The 18,727-nt window shown below is 25.5% G+C and carries 17 protein-coding genes; 4 read left to right on the top strand and 13 right to left on the bottom strand.

Annotated features, from left to right (window positions below):
• Positions 1–650 precede the first annotated feature (650 nt).
• The 8 genes from BP769_RS02925 to uvrB form a co-directional block, all read right to left on the bottom strand.
• Entirely contained in the window at positions 651–1,124 is a 474-nt protein-coding gene (locus BP769_RS02925) for a hypothetical protein (RefSeq protein ID WP_413827655.1), read from the bottom strand.
• Between the two features lie 313 nt (positions 1,125–1,437).
• Positions 1,438–2,073 (bottom strand): zinc ribbon domain-containing protein, encoded by a 636-nt coding sequence (locus BP769_RS02920; RefSeq protein ID WP_413824936.1) that lies wholly within the window; start codon positions 2,071–2,073, stop codon positions 1,438–1,440.
• Between the two features lie 4 nt (positions 2,074–2,077).
• Complete coding sequence (locus tag BP769_RS02915) at positions 2,078–2,671, bottom strand: double zinc ribbon domain-containing protein (RefSeq protein WP_409198945.1); 594 nt, start codon at positions 2,669–2,671, stop codon at positions 2,078–2,080.
• A 1,044-nt stretch (positions 2,672–3,715) separates the two neighbouring features.
• Positions 3,716–5,695, bottom strand: coding sequence for a carboxypeptidase-like regulatory domain-containing protein (locus BP769_RS02910; RefSeq protein WP_413862013.1), 1,980 nt, complete (start codon positions 5,693–5,695; stop codon positions 3,716–3,718).
• A gap of 153 nt (positions 5,696–5,848) precedes the next feature.
• Positions 5,849–7,696 (bottom strand): sensor histidine kinase, encoded by a 1,848-nt coding sequence (locus BP769_RS02905; RefSeq protein WP_413824930.1) that lies wholly within the window; start codon positions 7,694–7,696, stop codon positions 5,849–5,851.
• 253 nt (positions 7,697–7,949) lie between these two features.
• Positions 7,950–8,141: an indolepyruvate ferredoxin oxidoreductase subunit alpha gene (locus BP769_RS02900; RefSeq protein WP_413824927.1), complete on the bottom strand. Its 192-nt coding sequence runs from the start codon at positions 8,139–8,141 to the stop codon at positions 7,950–7,952.
• Positions 8,142–8,290: 149 nt separating this feature from the next.
• A complete protein-coding gene (locus tag BP769_RS02895; protein WP_413824925.1) occupies positions 8,291–8,485 on the bottom strand; it encodes an indolepyruvate ferredoxin oxidoreductase subunit alpha in 195 nt (64 codons plus the stop codon).
• Positions 8,486–9,074: 589 nt separating this feature from the next.
• A complete protein-coding gene (gene uvrB, locus BP769_RS02890) occupies positions 9,075–11,060 on the bottom strand; it encodes an excinuclease ABC subunit UvrB (RefSeq protein ID WP_413824923.1) in 1,986 nt (661 codons plus the stop codon).
• A gap of 164 nt (positions 11,061–11,224) precedes the next feature.
• On the opposite strand from uvrB, the gene BP769_RS02885 reads away from it, so the two are divergent.
• Both BP769_RS02885 and uvrC read left to right on the top strand, forming a co-directional pair.
• On the top strand, positions 11,225–11,599 hold the full coding sequence (locus tag BP769_RS02885) for a hypothetical protein (RefSeq protein WP_413824920.1): 375 nt from the start codon (positions 11,225–11,227) through the stop codon (positions 11,597–11,599).
• A gap of 30 nt (positions 11,600–11,629) precedes the next feature.
• Complete coding sequence (uvrC, locus tag BP769_RS02880; protein WP_413827650.1) at positions 11,630–13,423, top strand: excinuclease ABC subunit UvrC; 1,794 nt, start codon at positions 11,630–11,632, stop codon at positions 13,421–13,423.
• Between the two features lie 10 nt (positions 13,424–13,433).
• On the opposite strand, the gene BP769_RS02875 is transcribed toward uvrC, so the two are convergent.
• Positions 13,434–14,558 carry a histidine kinase dimerization/phosphoacceptor domain -containing protein gene (locus BP769_RS02875; RefSeq protein WP_413824916.1) on the bottom strand — a complete coding sequence of 375 codons (1,125 nt, stop codon included), beginning with the start codon at positions 14,556–14,558 and terminating at the stop codon, positions 13,434–13,436.
• 178 nt (positions 14,559–14,736) lie between these two features.
• Positions 14,737–14,970, bottom strand: coding sequence for a hypothetical protein (locus BP769_RS02870; RefSeq protein ID WP_413862011.1), 234 nt, complete (start codon positions 14,968–14,970; stop codon positions 14,737–14,739).
• A 178-nt stretch (positions 14,971–15,148) separates the two neighbouring features.
• Between BP769_RS02870 and BP769_RS02865 the strand changes: the two genes are divergently transcribed.
• Positions 15,149–15,889, top strand: coding sequence for a 4-phosphopantoate--beta-alanine ligase (locus BP769_RS02865; protein ID WP_413824912.1), 741 nt, complete (start codon positions 15,149–15,151; stop codon positions 15,887–15,889).
• A gap of 25 nt (positions 15,890–15,914) precedes the next feature.
• Positions 15,915–16,481: an AAA family ATPase gene (locus BP769_RS02860; protein WP_413824910.1), complete on the top strand. Its 567-nt coding sequence runs from the start codon at positions 15,915–15,917 to the stop codon at positions 16,479–16,481.
• A gap of 18 nt (positions 16,482–16,499) precedes the next feature.
• Here BP769_RS02860 and BP769_RS02855 read toward each other — a convergent pair whose 3' ends face one another.
• The 3 genes from BP769_RS02855 to BP769_RS02845 form a co-directional block, all read right to left on the bottom strand.
• A complete protein-coding gene (locus BP769_RS02855) occupies positions 16,500–17,075 on the bottom strand; it encodes a thymidylate kinase (protein ID WP_413824908.1) in 576 nt (191 codons plus the stop codon).
• A 32-nt stretch (positions 17,076–17,107) separates the two neighbouring features.
• Positions 17,108–17,614: a diacylglycerol/polyprenol kinase family protein gene (locus tag BP769_RS02850; protein ID WP_413862009.1), complete on the bottom strand. Its 507-nt coding sequence runs from the start codon at positions 17,612–17,614 to the stop codon at positions 17,108–17,110.
• A 227-nt stretch (positions 17,615–17,841) separates the two neighbouring features.
• Positions 17,842–18,522: a TIGR00289 family protein gene (locus BP769_RS02845; RefSeq protein WP_413824904.1), complete on the bottom strand. Its 681-nt coding sequence runs from the start codon at positions 18,520–18,522 to the stop codon at positions 17,842–17,844.
• Positions 18,523–18,727: the final 205 nt, after the last annotated feature.

Raw genomic sequence — 18,727 nt, 5'->3', positions numbered from 1 at the left:
TTGACAGAAAATACAAAAAAATTATTGTAGTAAACTAAATACGTTATAACATAATAGTCACGTTAAGAAGTACACATAAAAAAATAGACAGAGTAATACACATAAAATACAGATTCATTACATCTTACATATCAGACATAACAATCAAATATCACCACATCTACAAAACCAACATCAAATCATAATAATTAATATTAGATTCTCACGAACATTATAATAAATCAAATAATTGATTTAATACAATTTTATAAATATAATAAATTTAGCACATGCGAAAAGCAGTCATCAAAATTAATTGTAAAAATACATAAAATTAAGACTAACGCCATAAACACATGGCACAACCTATAAGGAAAGTTACAACAAAGATAAAATCTAATAAAAATATTTGCAAAAACTAATATTTTCACAATAACTTAAATAATATAAAAGTTTTCAACATAAAAACTATCTTAAAGAAAAATAATTAAAATATAAATGTTTAAATCAAAAATAATTTTCATAAAAATAGAATCTATAATACTAATTAATCAAATTCTCATAAAAAATTAGAGAATAAAAAATAGTTTTAATATATTTAGAAAAAAAACCTTAATAAAGTGATAAAAAAAGTTATAATATTTATTTCAATTAAATTAAAATAAATTATTTTAAGAATCTTGATTATTAACTGTTGTCTTTAAATCATTAACTTCATTTTTTAAAGTATCAATAACTAGTTTAATAACTCCTTCTTCAATTAAACTATATAAATCATAATCTTTAGTTATAATTTCATATTGACCTGTTTCTAATAAATCCATTAAATGAATAAATACATATTCTTCTTGCATCTTCTTAGATTCTTTAATCTTTAAATTTTCATATAAATTAAATAATAATCTTTTTACAATAATAATAAATTGTTTTTTTTCATCATAATTTTCATCTAAGACATAATCAGATGGTAAAAAATCAGTTTTTAACACATATAAATTAGAACGATTATCTCCTTTATTACTATGTAATGCATAGCCAAAACCATCTATTTGGATTAAGTAAATATAAAAATCCTCATAGATTTCAATTTCAACTTTCTTTAATTCTTTAGGTATAGATAGACAATCTAAATTTTTAACTATCATATTAAAATCACAAAAAACACTTTTTTTTATATTTTCATTACTTGCTTTATATGTAAATTTAAAATTTTACTTAATAATTATTAAAAATTATTTATTAATTAAAATTATATCTTTAACTTATATAAAACATCCTATTAATAATTATTAAGATAAATTAAAAAAAGTTTAAGTTTTATTTTATTATATATTCATATGAAATTGTAAAAGAATAAAAAATTAGAAAAAATTTTTAAAGTTTAGAAGGACATTTTATGTAATATACTATATAAAACCTTACAAAAAAAATTAAAAAAAGTGAAATTTAATTAAAAATTTAATGAAGTGTGGATATTATAATATTTACAGGATTATCAGATTTTTGAACACTCCAATCCAAATCATTAGACATTAAAGCAGTTATAGTTAATTGTTTACCCTCTTTAACAACATAATACTTATATTGATCTTTATAAAAACTCAAAGGAGCACTATAATGCTCTTCAGTTACACTTAAACCATTAATATAAACATTTCTTTGACCTACTAAAAGATACCCAGTAATAGCTTGATAATCTTGCTGATTATCCACACCAGGTATTATTCCTATAGAAGTTAACTCTTTAAAATTATTCATTAAGAGCATATCATTATTACTATTTTCTTCATCAACTTCATAACCAAAAGGTAAATTAAATTTCCCTTCAGATCCTAAATCAACTGTTTGATTTAATGCCGTATAATAAATAATTGCACCCATACTAGCTAAAACTATTACAGTAATAATTAAAATAATGCTTAAATTTTTTAAACGTAATTTATCATTTGGATTTAATGAATGATACTTAGTAGTTAATCCTTTAAAACTTAAGTTCTTTTCTGATTCAAGATTTTCTAAAGGTTTTCCACAATATTTACAAAATTTATCCTTCTTTGGTATTTCTTCTCCACAATTTGGACAATAAAGTTTCAAAAAATTAAGCCCCCATATTAATTATTTTATTATGAAGTTCTGGGAAAATTTCTTTTAATTTAAATCCAATAAAACTAAAAACAACACTTAATACTACTGAATAAGCTAAATCTGTTAAAAATTGGAGGTAGATAAAATACATTGTAGCAGGCATTGAACTTAAAAAATTCATAAGAAGATTATAATCTATAATTACTAATGATAAAATTGAAAGAATTAAACTGTAAATTAATAAGTCAACTAAGTTATTATTAATACTTAAATATCCAAGGATTAAAGCCCCAATTATTACGGGATAAATGTTTTGTGAAACTAAACCTATTATACTATTTATTATTAATCCTATGAGAATTGGATAATATTTTTTATAGTTTTCATCTGAATTTTCTACTTTAACTTCCTGTTTTGAGTTTATCTTTTCTATTTGACTTCCACATTTTTCACAATAAATTGCACCTTTTCTTAATTTCCCTCCACATTTAGGACAAAAAAGGATCGGTGGTATTTTCTTAGCTTGTGATAGTTTACATCCACATTCTGTACAGTATTCCATTTTATTTTCATATTCTTGACTACATTTTGGACAAATCTTTGACAAGTCCTAGCAACCCCTTTTATTCTTTTAAAAAATATTTAATTTATAATAGTTAATCTATTGAGTGTTAATATTTAAATTCACCTATTATTTGTTCATATATTATGGAACAATACTGATTTTTAGATTATTTAAAAATAGGGATTCATAAAATTTTTTTTTAGAAAAAATATATATAAATAAAAGACCATATTCATTATTACCAGGTGCCTGTTTATATGTAAATTTTTTTTAGGACTCTTAAAAAAAAATATAAGTAAATTAAGCCTGAAAAATAAGAAAAACATATGTTAAAGTAGGATTTAATAAAAAGAGAGAAAAAATTTTTAGTAAATATTAGTATTTACTAAATAATGGGGTGTGCTCTCTTTTTTTCCACACCTACTCTATTTTTTCATGATTTTGAAATATTTAATTATAAAAATATTAAGATTTTAGGTGCTAATAATTTAGATTTTTTTTGAATTTTTGTTTTTATTTATTTTCATAAAAAAAAGTGATAGTTAGTTAATTTGCGAATAAATCAAGTTTTTCTAAAAGAGCTATAAAGGTTTAAATCCAAAAACAAAAAGTTTAGAACTAATTCATGATGAAAATAAATACCTTTATATACTATAAAATATTTATAGATTAACTAGAATAGCATGTGTTAACACATATCACCCCCTTTAACATATGTTTTTAAAAAATATTTTAAACCTTTTTTTAAAGCACATGCTATTCAATACTTTTTAATAATACAATTTAACTAATTTTACTAAGTCTTTTTTTAATATAAAACATTTTTTTCTAAATTAAACTTTAGATATAAATTTAGGTATTTTTATTAATTTTAATAAAACTTAAGATATTTAATAGGTAGATGCTAATTAAGTATAAACTTTAACTAGAAAAAATAGCATACAACTAATTTTATTAATTTAACCCTAAATTAAAATAAATAATAATAGTTTAACTACCATTTTAATTAAATGAGATTTTAATTTAGATGTGATGAAAAATAAAAGAAAAATAGATTAATTAGGGGAAAATCCTAAAAAAATGAAATTAAACACTAACACTAATAGTATTAGAAACATTAGAAGATTCATACTGACTAGTACCCTCATAAGTACAAAAAACTTTATACTCTCCAGGATAAAGATTAATTTCTAAGTGATACTCACCATTAACATCAGTACTAACAAAATAAACCTTACTCAAACCAGTACACGGATTAGTAAGATTCAAACTAACATGCTGACCAATAATAGGACTACCACTAGAATTTAAAAGTTTACCAGTGAAATTAGCCCCAGCACCATAAATTTCTTGGAATTTATTATCAGTCAAAATAGTACTGTTAAGATTAAGACTTGGATCTATAATAAAAATACTTACAATTGAAGTACTTAAATTATCATAACTTGCAAAACCAGTGTATAATCCAGGATAAAGATTAATTTCTAAGTGATACTCACCATTAACATCAGTACTAACAAAATAAACCTTACTCAAACCAGTACATGGATTAGTAAGATTCAAACTAATATGCTGACCAATAATAGGACTACCATCAGTACTTAAAAGTTTTCCTGTAAGATTTCCAATCACACCATAAACTGCAGTGTAGTTATTAATAGTTAAAGTTCTAGGGTTAAAATTTAAACTTAATGTTTGATTATCCACAAAAACTTTTATAAAAGTATTATTAGTCACAGTTTCATTAGGTAAATATTTACTTGTAAATTCTTTCATAAAACTAAAATTCTCTGGATCTACCTTACCATTATTTGTAATAAAGAAAGCTTGCCTAAAAGGCAGTTTAATATTTTCTGGAAGAGAAAAATAAGAATTATTCAAATTATCATATACAGTATTTAAACTTAATACTAAATTATAATCCACATTCTTTAAGGATAATATAATCCAATTATCTGGAGTGAAAGAAGACTTACCCTGATTTATAGGGTTAGATGGATTTAAACTTATTAAAGTAGAATTATTGAAAGCCTGATTATTACCCCACCAATTATAATTAGCATTTAAATCATCTTTAGAATTAACATAAATAGTATACTGATTTTCTAAATTATTATTTAAAAATACATTTCCATTTAAAGTACATGTTTTAAGAGCATAAACAGATCCAGTATTATTAATAAAACTTGAAAATTCACAATCCACTTTAATTGTATTATAAATCGCACCACTAGAAAATAAAGCTTTATTAGATGTGAAACTTGTATTTTTAACATTTAATTTATCAACAGCATAAATAGCTCCACCTAAAGTTTCTGCATAATTACCTGTGAAACTAGAGTTAATTATTTCACCACTAATAATATTTATTCCCCCACCAGAAACTGCAGAATTATTAATAAAATTAGAGTTAATTATTTCTACATTTGCTAAATTAGTAAATATAGCCCCTCCAGCTTCTCCAGCATTATTACTTGTGAAATTACAATTTATAATCTTAAGATTTGTATTAAGAGTATATATTCCTCCACCTTTAATTTTTGCAGAATTATCAATAAAACTACAATTTATAAAACTTATTGAATTATCTGGTGAAGTATTATCTAAATAAACAGCACCACCATAATCATTTGCATGATTACCTATAAATTCACAATTAATAAACATTACATTAGAATTAGAAGAAACATACACAGCATTTTCACTATTTTTAAAAGTTAAATTATTAAATATTATATTACTACCAGAACTAACATTAAAAATCAATTGACCCTCATTGTTAGCATCTATTTTACAATTCTCACCAATGACTTGATGACTACCATTTAAAATTATACCATGATATAAATTAGAATCATTATTTAATTGGCAAGTATAATTATTTTTCAAATTTACAGTATAATTACCCATACTTAGAGTTTGATTTAAATCATTAAATGATTGATTAACATTACTTACCTGATTTGAACCATTATTTGTAATATTTTTCGCAGAAATAGTGGTTAAATTACATAAAAGACAAATAAATAATAGTAGAATTAAGATTTTTTTCATTTTTTTAGTCATTTTAAAATTATACTCCTCATTTTAATTATTATGAAAAAAAATAAACACTAATCTTAAATTATGTATTTAATAATTAAATAATTTTATATAAAAAAAAGGGGTAAGTAAAATGGAAAGAATTAGTTTAAAAAAAAAAGAAGAAGTGAGAATTATTTAATATTTATCCATTTTCTCTTCATCAGGTTTGAATATAATATTTACTAAAACACCATGATTAGAAGAATAAATATTTACAACACCATTTAACTGACTAGCCATTTCTTTAACAATTTTAATACCCATATGTTCATCAATATCATTATTAGGGAATCCAACACCATTATCTTTGATTTCAAAGTAATATTCATTAAGATTTTCTTTGTTTTTTCTAAGTTTAATTTTAATTAATCCTTCTTTACCATTAGGAAATGCATATTTAACACAATTAGTTAATAATTCATTTAAAATTAAACCTAAAGAAATAGTAGTTCCAATACTGAAATTAGAATTTAAAATATCCTTATCAAAACTTATATTATCATTTTTACTGAAATTTTTACATACTTCTTTAATTAATTCATCAACATATTTTATAACATTTACTTGTGAAAAATCAAGGTTTTGATATAATTTTTCATGAACTAAAGCCATAGTGTTAATACGTTGTTGAGATTCTAAAATTGCCTCTTTAATTTCATCATTTTGGGATTCATGAGATTGAATATTTAATAAACTTAAAATTATTTGCATATTATTTTTAACACGATCATGAACTTCTCCAAGTAATATATTCTTATCATCTAATGCTGCACTAAGAGTGGAACCTTCTTGTGAAGATACATCAATTAAAGTAAAAATCATACCCTTAAAAGTACCATCCACAATTATTGGTGTTATCCACCCACTAATATAACGTACACCTGCATAGTGCATAATCTCTTTATATTCAATGAATATAGGTTTTTTACTAGATTTAGCTTCAGCATATTCATCAAATAATATGCTGAAATACCATTGACCATCAAAAAATGGAGTGTTTGTTAATATTTTTTCATTTAATCCAAAATAACTACTGAATGCTTTATTAATATAAATTATATTATCCTTACTATCAGTTGCAAGTACTCCACCACTCATATTCTGAATTAAAGATTCATAAAATTCACGATTTTTCTCATTTTCATCAAAAGCTAAAACATTTTCTAAATCATAACGTTCTACTCTCCAACTATAAAAAATAAGCATGATTAAAATAATTAACATTGCAAGAGTTGCAACTACTATATAAGGATCAACTAATAGTGTAGGGGTGAAATAATACATTATTATTGCTACGGGGATGAAAAAAATTAAGGGCACAGCAAATATACCATAACGTATAAATTGACTTCCTGGAGTATCTAAATAGAAAATCCAAATAAAACCACAATAAGGATTTGCATTAAAAAGCAATCCTGATAATATTACTTTAAAAACTGCAAAGTTTAATATTATACTCCAATTAGGATTTGGAAATGCTAAACAGTTTAAAATACCAATGGCTGCTACTGCAATATTAATAAGGGGTAAAAATTGTGATAAACCTAACCATTTCCGGTTAACTATACATATTAACATTATAGAGTATATTATGAAATAATAAGCTAAAAATAATGCATTATTAGTTACACTATATAAAAAATAATTAATACCAACAATATTATAATAGGAGAATATTGCTAATACTCCAACAAAACCAACAAAGAGAGATAATATGTTGTTTAAAACTCTTAATTTTGTCCCAAATTTTTGATCTAGGAGAAAAACTAAACAAATTATTGCATATATTAAAGGGTTATGTGCAATGTTTCCAATAAAATTAGGACCTATAATGTCTGTTATGAAACTAGTATCGAATATAAATATTAATATAGAGAATATTAAGATTAATATTGCACCATAATTTATAAACTTATGAGCTTTATCTATTATTGTTGAATCCATATTTTTTATAATAGTTGCTCTTTTTTCTTTAGTAACCATTTCACTTAAATCCATATTAATTTTTTTTTAATTAAAAAAAGGGGAATATGAAAAACTTATTATATTTAATGTTTTTTTTAATTAGTATAAATGATTTACTATTTATTAATAGTTAATATAGAAATTAGTTGATTTAAAAAGAGATTGTTCGAAAGAATTGAAAATAAAATATTTAATTATTAAAAATAGCCTGTTTAAAAGAATTAAAAAGAAAATGTATAAAAAAAATTAGATTGTTTAAAACTTAATATGTTTATTCATCTTTAACTACGACAGATCCGTTTGGACATACATCCATACAGATTTCGCATAAAGTACATTCTTCAGGGTGTTGAATGATTATTTCACCATCACCCATAACAAAGTTTTCTACAGGGCAAATATCTACACATTCACCACAATCAACATTTTCACATTTATCTTTATCTATTGTTATTGTAACCATATTTTTTAACCTCCAAACAATTATTTTTCTTATGATTTTATATTATTAAAAATTTACTTTTATATTTTATTATTTAAAAAATTTTTTGTCAAAAAAATAGTTTTTAAGGTTAAAATTAATTTAAAAAAAAATGTATAAAAAGAATTTATTTATTCATCTGGTTCGACTTTTATTGCAGCATTTGGGCAAATATCTACACAGACATCACATTGATCGCATAAATCTGGGTGTTGGATTTCTATTTCTCCTTCTCCCATTTTAAAGCATTCTTCTGGGCACATATCTACACAGTCTCCACAATCTACATTATCACATTTTTCTTTATCTATTGTTATTTTTGACATTGCATTTTTCTCCTTTTAAATAATTTTTTTATATTTTTAATAATATAGTTTAATAAATTTTTATTTTTAGATAGTTTGAATTTTTTTCTATCTTTTGATTGATATATTAAAGTATATTATTATTTAATTGTAATGATTTTATTGTTTATAAACCTTTTTTATTATGTTTATGTTTTTCATGATTTTTAGAATTTTTATTTAGAAAGCTTTATATATGAGCATAAGGATATATAAAAAACGATGTGAATTAAATTTTACATCGTTGATGAAATTATAAAAAAAATAAAATTTTTAAAAAAAACATTATTTTTCATAACTAAAAAAAATATAATCTCCAAATATATTTTGATAGAAAAAAAATTAAAAATCTACACATAATTTCGTTAACTTAAAAAAAAATAAACACAAATAAGTGGGACATAAAAAAATTATTAAAAGTTTAAAACAAAATGGGAAATCGCCTTGAAAGAAAATATATTATCATTCCTTTAATTATATTTAAAAAAAATAATATTTAAAAAAAATTTTAAACTTTTATAATTTTACCCTTCTATTTTCCACTTAAAAAATAAAAACCCCTTCTTTTTAATTACCTCTTATTTTTTAAAACATCCTTCAACACAACTAATTCATCACGAATTAAAGCAGCTCTTTCAAAGTCCAAATCACCTGCAGAATCAGTCATATCAGACTCTAAATCCTTAATCAATGCACGTAAATCATCCTTAGGCATATTACTAATATCCCCTTTAGACTTATCTAATTTACTAATATCCTGTTTACGCTCCTTAAGAGTACGATAAGTACTAGTAGGAGTAATATTATGCTTCTCATTAAAAGCCAATTGAAGCTTACGTCTATCCCCTGTAATTTTAACAGAATTTTTAACAGAATCAGTCATAACATCAGCATACATAATCACCTGACCATTAACATTACGAGCCGCACGACCAATAGTCTGAATAAGACTAGTTTCACTACGAAGGAAACCCTCTTTATCAGCATCCAAAATAGCAACAAGACTAACTTCAGGTAAATCTAAACCCTCTCTTAAAAGGTTAACACCAACAAGACAATCAAACTCACCACGTCTTAAATCATCAATAATCTCAATACGTTCCAAAGTATCAATTTCAGAATGTAAATATCTAACCTTAATACCAATCTTAGCATAATAATCAGTTAAATCCTCAGACATACGCTTAGTTAAAGTAGTAACAAGCACCCGCTCATCCCTATCAGCACGTTTACGAACCTCACCAAGTAAATCCTCAACTTGACCTTCAATAGGACGAATAATAACTTCAGGATCCACTAAACCGGTAGGGCGAATAATTTGCTTAACAACATTTTGACTACGACTTAACTCATACTCACCAGGAGTAGCACTCATATAAATAACCTGATCCACAGTAGCTTCAAATTCATCAAAACGGAACGGACGGTTTTCCTTAGCACTTGGTAATCTGAAACCATGACGAACCAAAGTCTCCTTACGAGAACGATCCCCATTATACATACCACGAATTTGAGGAACAGTAACATGAGATTCATCAATAATAGTTAAAAAATCATCAGGGAAATATTTAAGCAAAGTATAAGGCTTCTCACCCCACTTACGACCAGACAAATGAAGACTGTAATTTTCAATACCTGGACAATAACCCATTTCCTGCAACATTTCAATATCAAAACGAGTTCTTTGCTCTAATCTTTGAGCCTCAACAAGCTTATTCTCTAACTTCAACTCGTTTAAACGATCATCCAATTCCTCTTGAATATTACGAATAGAAGCATCCATACGATCTGCACCAACAACAAAATGCTTAGCAGGATAAATCATATACCTTTGCAAATTCTCAGACTTCTTATTAGTAACTTTATTAAAAAGACTTATAGATTCAACCTCATCACCAAACAATTCAATACGAACAGGTGGAGTACCATGAACAGGATTAATATCAATCACATCCCCACGAACACGGAATTGACCCCGTTCAAAAAGAATATCATTACGTTCATACTGCATGAAAATTAATCTACGAATAATATCCTTACGATCAAAAGTATCCCCTACATTAATCTTTAAAGCAAACTCACCATAATCTTCAGGTGAACCAATACCATAAATACAACTCACACTACTAACAACTATAACATCATCACGTGAAAGAAGAGATTGAGTTGCAGAGTGTCGCATAATATCAATTTCCTCATTAATACTAGCTTCTTTATCAATAAAAGTATCACTACTAGGCACATATGCTTCAGGCTGATAATAATCATAATAACTAACAAAGTACTCTACAGCATTATCTGGGAAAAAACTTTTTAACTCTTCATATAATTGAGCAGCAAGTGTTTTATTATGAGAAATAACAAGAGTAGGTTTCTGAACACGTTCAATAACATTAGCCATAGTGAAAGTTTTACCAGAACCTGTAACTCCTAATAATGTTTGTTCATGCATCCCTTTATTCACACCATTAACTAGTGAATTTATAGCTTGAGGTTGATCACCTAAAGGTTTATACTTTGAATTTAATTTGAAACTTTTTTGAAACTCATCATTCATAAGATTAAGACCCTTTTTTTTATAATAAAAAAAAATTAATTTATTTAATACTAAAAAATACTTTTATTGATTTTTACTTATATATAATATGTATTATAAAAATAATTTTAAAACCAAAAAAATTAATTATTTTTTTATTAAAATAAACTTGGAGGATTAATACTTTGAAACATATAAACGAAATAAAAGAAAAATTAAAAGAATTAAAAGAAGAGGAAGAAGAATTAGAAGACATGTTATCTTACATTACAACTGGACATGAAGAACTTAAAACACAATTAAAAATAGATAAAGTCCAAATAAACGCAATAGAAGAAGTATTAACTAAATATAAATTAGATCCTGATATTGTAGCATACCTCCTAAATGTAGAAACCACAATAAGAGATTTAAAAGAAAAAAGAAAAACTGCTTCAACAGAAGACCATTCCACTGAATTAAACCAACCAGATATGAATAATATTGATATTATAAATGAAACAATTTGGAAATTAGAACAAGAAAAAGATATACTTGAATGGGTAATGAGATCCAAATAAAATAAAAAATTATAATCTAAATTAAAATTTATGTCAACTAAAGTTAAATCAGCAGATGAACTTCCAACTAAACCTGGAATATACATCATGAAAAATGCTGATGAAAAAATAATATACATTGGAAAAGCAAAAAACCTTAAAAATAGGGTGAAATCCTATTTTAAAGAAAAAAAGGACAGACCTAAAACTACAGTTTTAATGAGTCACTTTCACAGTTTAGAGTATATTATAACCAATAGTGAAAAAGAAGCCCTAATCTTAGAAGCTAATTTAATAAAAAAACACCGACCAAAATATAATATACGCTTAAAAGATGATAAAAGATACCCATATGCAAAATTAACCAATGAAGATTTCCCCCGTTTAGTTTTAACTCGCCATATTGGAAAAACAGGAACATATTACGGACCATTTACAGATGTTAGAAGTGTTAATGAAACAGTTAAACTATTAAAATCATTATTCAAAATAAGAACCTGTAAAAGAATGGATGGACCCTGCTTAAATTCCCAAATAAACTTATGTAATGCACCATGTGCCGGTAAAATAAGTAAAGAAGAATACAATGAAAATATAAGTAAAATAGACTTATTCTTCCAAGGAAAATACAATAAAATCCTAAAAACTTTAGAAGACGAAATGAAACAAGCAAGCCAAAATCAAGAATTTGAAAAAGCAGCAGTACTTAGAGACCAAATAAACAGTATACATGAAGTAATTGAAAAACAATTCGTAGAATTCATGGATGAAACAGATCAAGACATAATAGCAACCAGCCTTAAAGAAAATGCAACAATAGTTGTAGTAATGAGCATTAGAAACGGGAACATCATAGGAAGAGACGACTTCATAATGACAACCACAGAAGAAGACAGATCCGATGATATAATAAGTGCATTCATAAAACAATACTATGGAATAAACCGACATGTTCCAAAAGAAATATTAATTGAAGAAAACATTCCAGATAAAAAATTAATAGAAGACTGGTTAACAGATATTCGTGGAAATAAAGTCCATATTCACATCCCACAAAAAGGCACTAAATTAAGATTAGTCCGTATGGCAAGAAAAAATGCTGATATTATAAAAAATCAAAAAGAAAAAATGGATAATAGCTTAATAGAAGTGAAAAAATATTTAAAACTAGAAAAACTACCATTAGTAATTGAAGGATACGATATAAGTAATATTTCAGGAAAACTTGCAGTAGGAAGTAAAGTAAGCTTCTTAAACGGAAAACCTAACAAAAAACAATATAGAATTTTTAAAATGCAAACCCCCGGTCCAGATGATTATGGGATGATGAAAGAATTATTAACAAGAAGACTTAAAAAAATAGCTGAATACTATAATCAAGAAGAAAAAGAAAGAATACCTTTAGAACCTGGAAGCATGCCAGATTTAATCTTAATAGATGGAGGTAAAGGACAATTACACGTAGCTTATGAAGTACTTGAGAAATATAATTTAACATTCATACCAATTATTGGCTTAGCAAAAGAATTCGAAGAAATCTTCATACCAAAATCTAACCTACCTATTAGAATTCCTGAAAACAATGAAGGATTACACCTACTCCAAAGAGTAAGAGATGAAGCACACCGTTTTGGTGTTACACATCATAGAAATTTACGTAGCAAAAAGATTACAGAATCTTCCTTAGATAATATTCCAGGAATAGGTAAAAAAAGAAAAATTAGCTTGCTTAAAAATTTAGGAAGTATAGATGAAATTAAAAATGCTAGTGTAGAAGAATTAGCTAAAATAGATTTAATAAATCAAAATCTTGCAGAAACAATTTATAAACATTTCCACCAATAAAAAAAAATCTTTATTCTAATAAAAATTCAATCATATAAGCAGTACCTGGACGATCTAAACGAGTAATACTACCATTTATTTGATTAACTAAACCTCTCACAACTGTTAAACCTAAACTAGTAGAATGTTCAGCATCTAAATCTTTTGGAGCACCTACACCATTATCTGCTAAAATTAAAGTAACCTTATTAGAAGCAAGATGAAGAATAATACTAAGTTCCCCCTCCTCACCATTAGGGAAAGCATATTTAATCACATTAATAACCATTTCATTAATTATTAAACCTAAAGGAATAGCAGTATCCATACTTAATTCTAAATCTTCCAATAAATAATTAAGATTAATATTTTCAACACCATATAAATCAAACAAGTAATCTACTTCAGTTTCAATATACTCTTTTATATTTACATGTGCTAAATCAGAAGACCTATAAATTTTTTCATGCATTAAAACCATAGCATTAATACGATTTTTAGCAGATTCCAAAACCTTATCAGATTCATTAGGATTATAACGAGAATCTAAATTAATTAAACTAAGCATAATCTGAAGATTATTCTTCACTCTATGATGAACCTCTTTTAAAAGCATATTCTTCTCATCAACAAGTTTATTCAATTCCTTATTAATCACATCTAAATTCTCTTCAAAAATAAAAGATGTTGTAATATCAATTAAATTAATTTGTGCAGCAACACGATTCAAATAAGTTACAGGGAAAATAATAGATTTAATATAAACCTTCTCACCTTTTGCATTTAAAAAGCAACGCTCATCTTCATGATAATAGATTTCTCTATCTAAAATTTTTTGTAATATCTTTTTACGCTCAGATAATGACATGTTTAAAGAATTTTTAGTAGAAAAATTATACAATTTACCTAAAATATCCTCTTTTTTAAAACCAAACAATTCCAGGTAAGCTTCATTTACTTTTACAACCACACCTTCCTGAATAATAATTAAAGGTGTTGCAGATTCATGAAAAATATTTTCAATTCTTTTCATATAATGAAAATCTGAAATAGCATCAACCATTTGCACCAAATAATCTTTATATTTAGATAAACGATAATTAGCATCAAATAATAAATCCTCATTAGAAAATAGTATTAATTTAAAATTATTCATCCTATTTAAATTATAAGAATTATCATATATGTCAAAAAGAGTCCTAATTCCCTAAATTTTGGGAAAATAAATTTTAAAGGTTTATTAAGGATTTGATTAGTGTTTAAAAATCCTAAACTAATAAAAAAACGAAAACTAATATCAGAAAGATAAGAAAAAATATAATCTTCCCCCTTATTTAAGGTTTAAAAACATCAACACCATACTTTAATGAAGTGATAAGATCAGTAAAGTCATTTAGAGATGAATCCAATTCACAATTAAGATTACTTGTTTCAACATAAAATTCATCTAAAGTAAAAGTTACAAAATTTATTATATGGTTTTTATAATCAGTCAAAGCTATTAAATATGAATCTTCACCATAATTTGCAAACTTTTCACAATACTTCCTCTTAAAAGAAATCTTCAAATATATGATTAATACTTCCGATTGTTTTCAATTTTTACAAACCCATTATCAAATTTTTATTATAAATTCATAAATATAATAATAACTTATTATAATTCCATTTATTTATAATTACTTCATTTAAAATTCAAATATAAGATAAATTTTTATAAATAAAAAAAACATAAATTATAATATTATGATTCCTAAAAATCATCCAAGATATGAATCCCTCGTTTTAAGAGATAAAATTAAAAATGCATTTAAAGAAGGTTACCTTGCTGATTCAGGTATGATAGCTCATGGAAGAGGAGAAACATTCGATTACCTTTTAGGTGAAAAAACTTGTCCTCCTGCAAAGGAAGCTATGAAAGTTGCAGTATGTAAATTATTACTTGCAAAAAACCCTGTACTCTCAGTTAATGGTAATACAACTGCATTAGTTATAGATGAAATAATTGAATTAGCTACCCAATTAGAATGTAAAATCGAGCTTAACTTATTCTATCGTAGCGAAGAACGTGTTCAAATTATAAAGAAAATGTTTAAAGAACATGGATGGGAGGATATTCTAGGAACTGATACAAGTGAATTATTAAATATTGATGGAATAACAAATCCCCGTTCAACTGCTTCACCTAAAGGTATTTACACTTCTGATGTGGTTTTAGTCCCATTAGAAGATGGTGATCGTGCAGAAATACTTGTTGAACATGGGAAAGAAATCATTACTATAGATTTAAATCCATTATCACGAACCGCACAAATGAGTACAGTTACAATTGTGGATAATATTGTACGAGCAATTCCTTATATGACAAAACTAGCTAGAGAATATAAAAATTATGAAACTAAAGATTTAGAAAAAATTATTAAAGATTTTAATAATAAAGAAAACTTAGAAAAATCATTAAATGAATTTAAAATAAAAAAATTATAAAAAAATTATTAAATGTGTGATATAAATGAAAGTAATTGGAATCTCAGGACTACCTGGCTCAGGAAAAAGTTTCATTTCAAAATATTCTATAGAAAAAGGTTACCTTGTAACAAATATGGGTGATGTGATACGAGAAGAAGCAAAAAAACGGGGCGAAGATACAGGAACAACAGCAACTAATCTTAGATTAGAGCATGGACAATACGTTGTAGCAAAATTCACAATAAACAAGGTTAAAGAATTAATAGAAACATGCCCAGATAAAGAAAATTTAGTAATTGTTGAAGGAATAAGAAGCCCATTTGAAGTAGAACTATTTAAAGACGCATTCCCAGATTTCACCTTAATATCAGTCTTTGCAAGCCCCTTAACACGATTCACACGTATAAGTAAAAGAGGACGTGGAGATGATACACAAGACATTAATAGTTTCAGATTACGTGATAAAAGAGAATTAGAATTCGGAATAGGTAATGTGATTGCAACAAGTGATTATATCATAGTAAACGAAACAACATTTGAAGAATACAATAATAAAATAGATACATTCTTTGATAAAATCTTAAATCATGAAACAATCTACTTACAATAAAAAAATACTTACTTTTTTTTAATTTAACTTTTTACGATCCACAGTCTTAATAGTGTTATCAATTTCATTAAAAACCTCTTCAACACTATTATCTGCAGGAATAACATTCCAATTATAAATCACATTAGATATTTTTTGACGTGTTTCATGTAAACTATCATAATTTTCAAACATTTCAGTTTCCTCTCCTCTTGAATCCATACGTTTTAAAGATTCATTAGGAGAAACATCTAAAAAGAACATATAATCACTAGTAGGTAAAATAACACAAACAATTTTATAAATAAACACACCAATAAGACCTGGAAGATAAGAAACAGCTAAAGTGTAACGAGTGAAAATAACAGTCTCAGCAGTACCATAATACTTAATAAGAGAATGAATCACATCTAAACCATAAAAAACTGTAGCTTTTAACTTATTTAATTCCCCTCGACCAAGTAATGCTTCTTTACTCTTTCGACCATAAACCGTATCCTTTGAAGGATGAGAACGTAAAACACAAGATCCCTTTTTACTATACTTTTTATAAAGTAAATGTGATTGAGTATCCTTACCAGACCCATCTAATCCATCCACAACTATAAATCTCATCTAAAAAAACACACCCTAAAAAAATTCACTCTTCATAATAATACAGTTAATAAGTAATAAAGGATTCCTGTAGATAATGGAACCATAATATTATCTAAACCTTTAGGACTTATACTTTCAACAAATGTTGCAACCAATCCGATAAAGATTAAATTAAACACATTAAAACTTGGAACATTAGCTCCTACAAGTAAATAAAATCCAACAATAACTAAACTTGACACCATAATAGCACAAAACATTCCCACAGATCCTTCAAGTGTTTTATCATCACCTGTGAGATTATAAATATGCTTACCATACATTCCACCTATAACACTAGCAAAACCATCACCATAAGACATAGCACCAATACTTAAAGCAACAATACCAAGATTATTAGGGAATAAAATTAAAAGAATTGTCCAAATAAAAGCATAATAAAATAATCCAAGATTATGACCAGAATGAGTTGTTCCACTGTCCATAATTTGAATTGGAGAATAATCTGTCATTAAAAACAATACTATTGCAATAGGTAAAGTAACAAAAATTGCCATTACTAGATTACTACTATAAAATGGCATTATAAAAATTAAATTACCCATCATTATATGTAAAAACTTTCGTGAAAAAACAGATTCACTGTTAAAAACTTTCTCTGAAATGAGAAATACGATTCCTACATAAACAAATGTGATTATCCATAAAAATATATCATACATATAGTTAAATTTATTATTTAATGTAGTATTTAAAAATTTATAAAAAAAGAATTGAATAAAATTTATTTATCTTCAAGCTCAGCATCAATTATATTATAAGTCCCATTATCAACATGCCAATCATTTACAGCTTCTAAAATTTTAATTCTCTTTTTAAAAATTGGACCATCTAAGACAAATGTTTCAGCTTCCCCACCTTCAAATGCTAAATTAATCCTACAATCTTCATTAATTTTTTTTAAATCCTCTAAAACTTCAGGTGTGATGTGTTTTCCAAGCCAGGATTCATTTAAACCATAAGCAAATACTCCACAAATTATAACATCAAATCCTTCACTTATAACCAGATTCATATATTCTTCAGGATCCATATGCCAATAAGGACTAATACAATCTAAACCAACTTCACTAGTTAATTTATCTATCCTAGATTTTTGGTATTGGCTGAATAACGCTCCAGTATAAACAGCTTCCACTCCAAGGTTTTTAAGTTTAATTAATTCATTTTTTAAATCAACTAACTCTTCTTCTTTAACTCCTGAACTTTTACCTTGAATAAGGGGTATTCCTACAGCTTCACTAATAAGACTTGTTAAATCAATATTGGGAACATGGAACATGTAAGATTCTGGATTTTTACTTTTCATACTAAGTAAATATAATACTTCATCTCCCTGTTTCAATGAATAATTTAAGGCCATTGTACTATCTTTTCCACCACTAAATAATATTGCAGATTTCATAAAAAACATTAATCCTATTAAATTCTTAATTAATAATATTATTTTAGATAAGATAGTATAAAAATTTTTTATAAAGAAAATAGATTTTAATCTAAAACTAGAAAGATGTTTTGGAGAAAAAATATATCCCATAAAAAAAAGTTTAAGAATAAATACAAGAAAATATTAATTAAATTTAAAAAAAAAGTTCTAAAAATGAGGATTA

Source organism: Methanobrevibacter sp. UBA417, from assembly GCF_002508845.1.
Classification (GTDB): Archaea; Methanobacteriota; Methanobacteria; order Methanobacteriales; family Methanobacteriaceae; genus Methanobrevibacter_A; species Methanobrevibacter_A acididurans.
The sequence above is the reverse complement of the archived record's forward strand: the minus strand, read 5'-3'. Positions and strand labels throughout refer to the sequence as shown.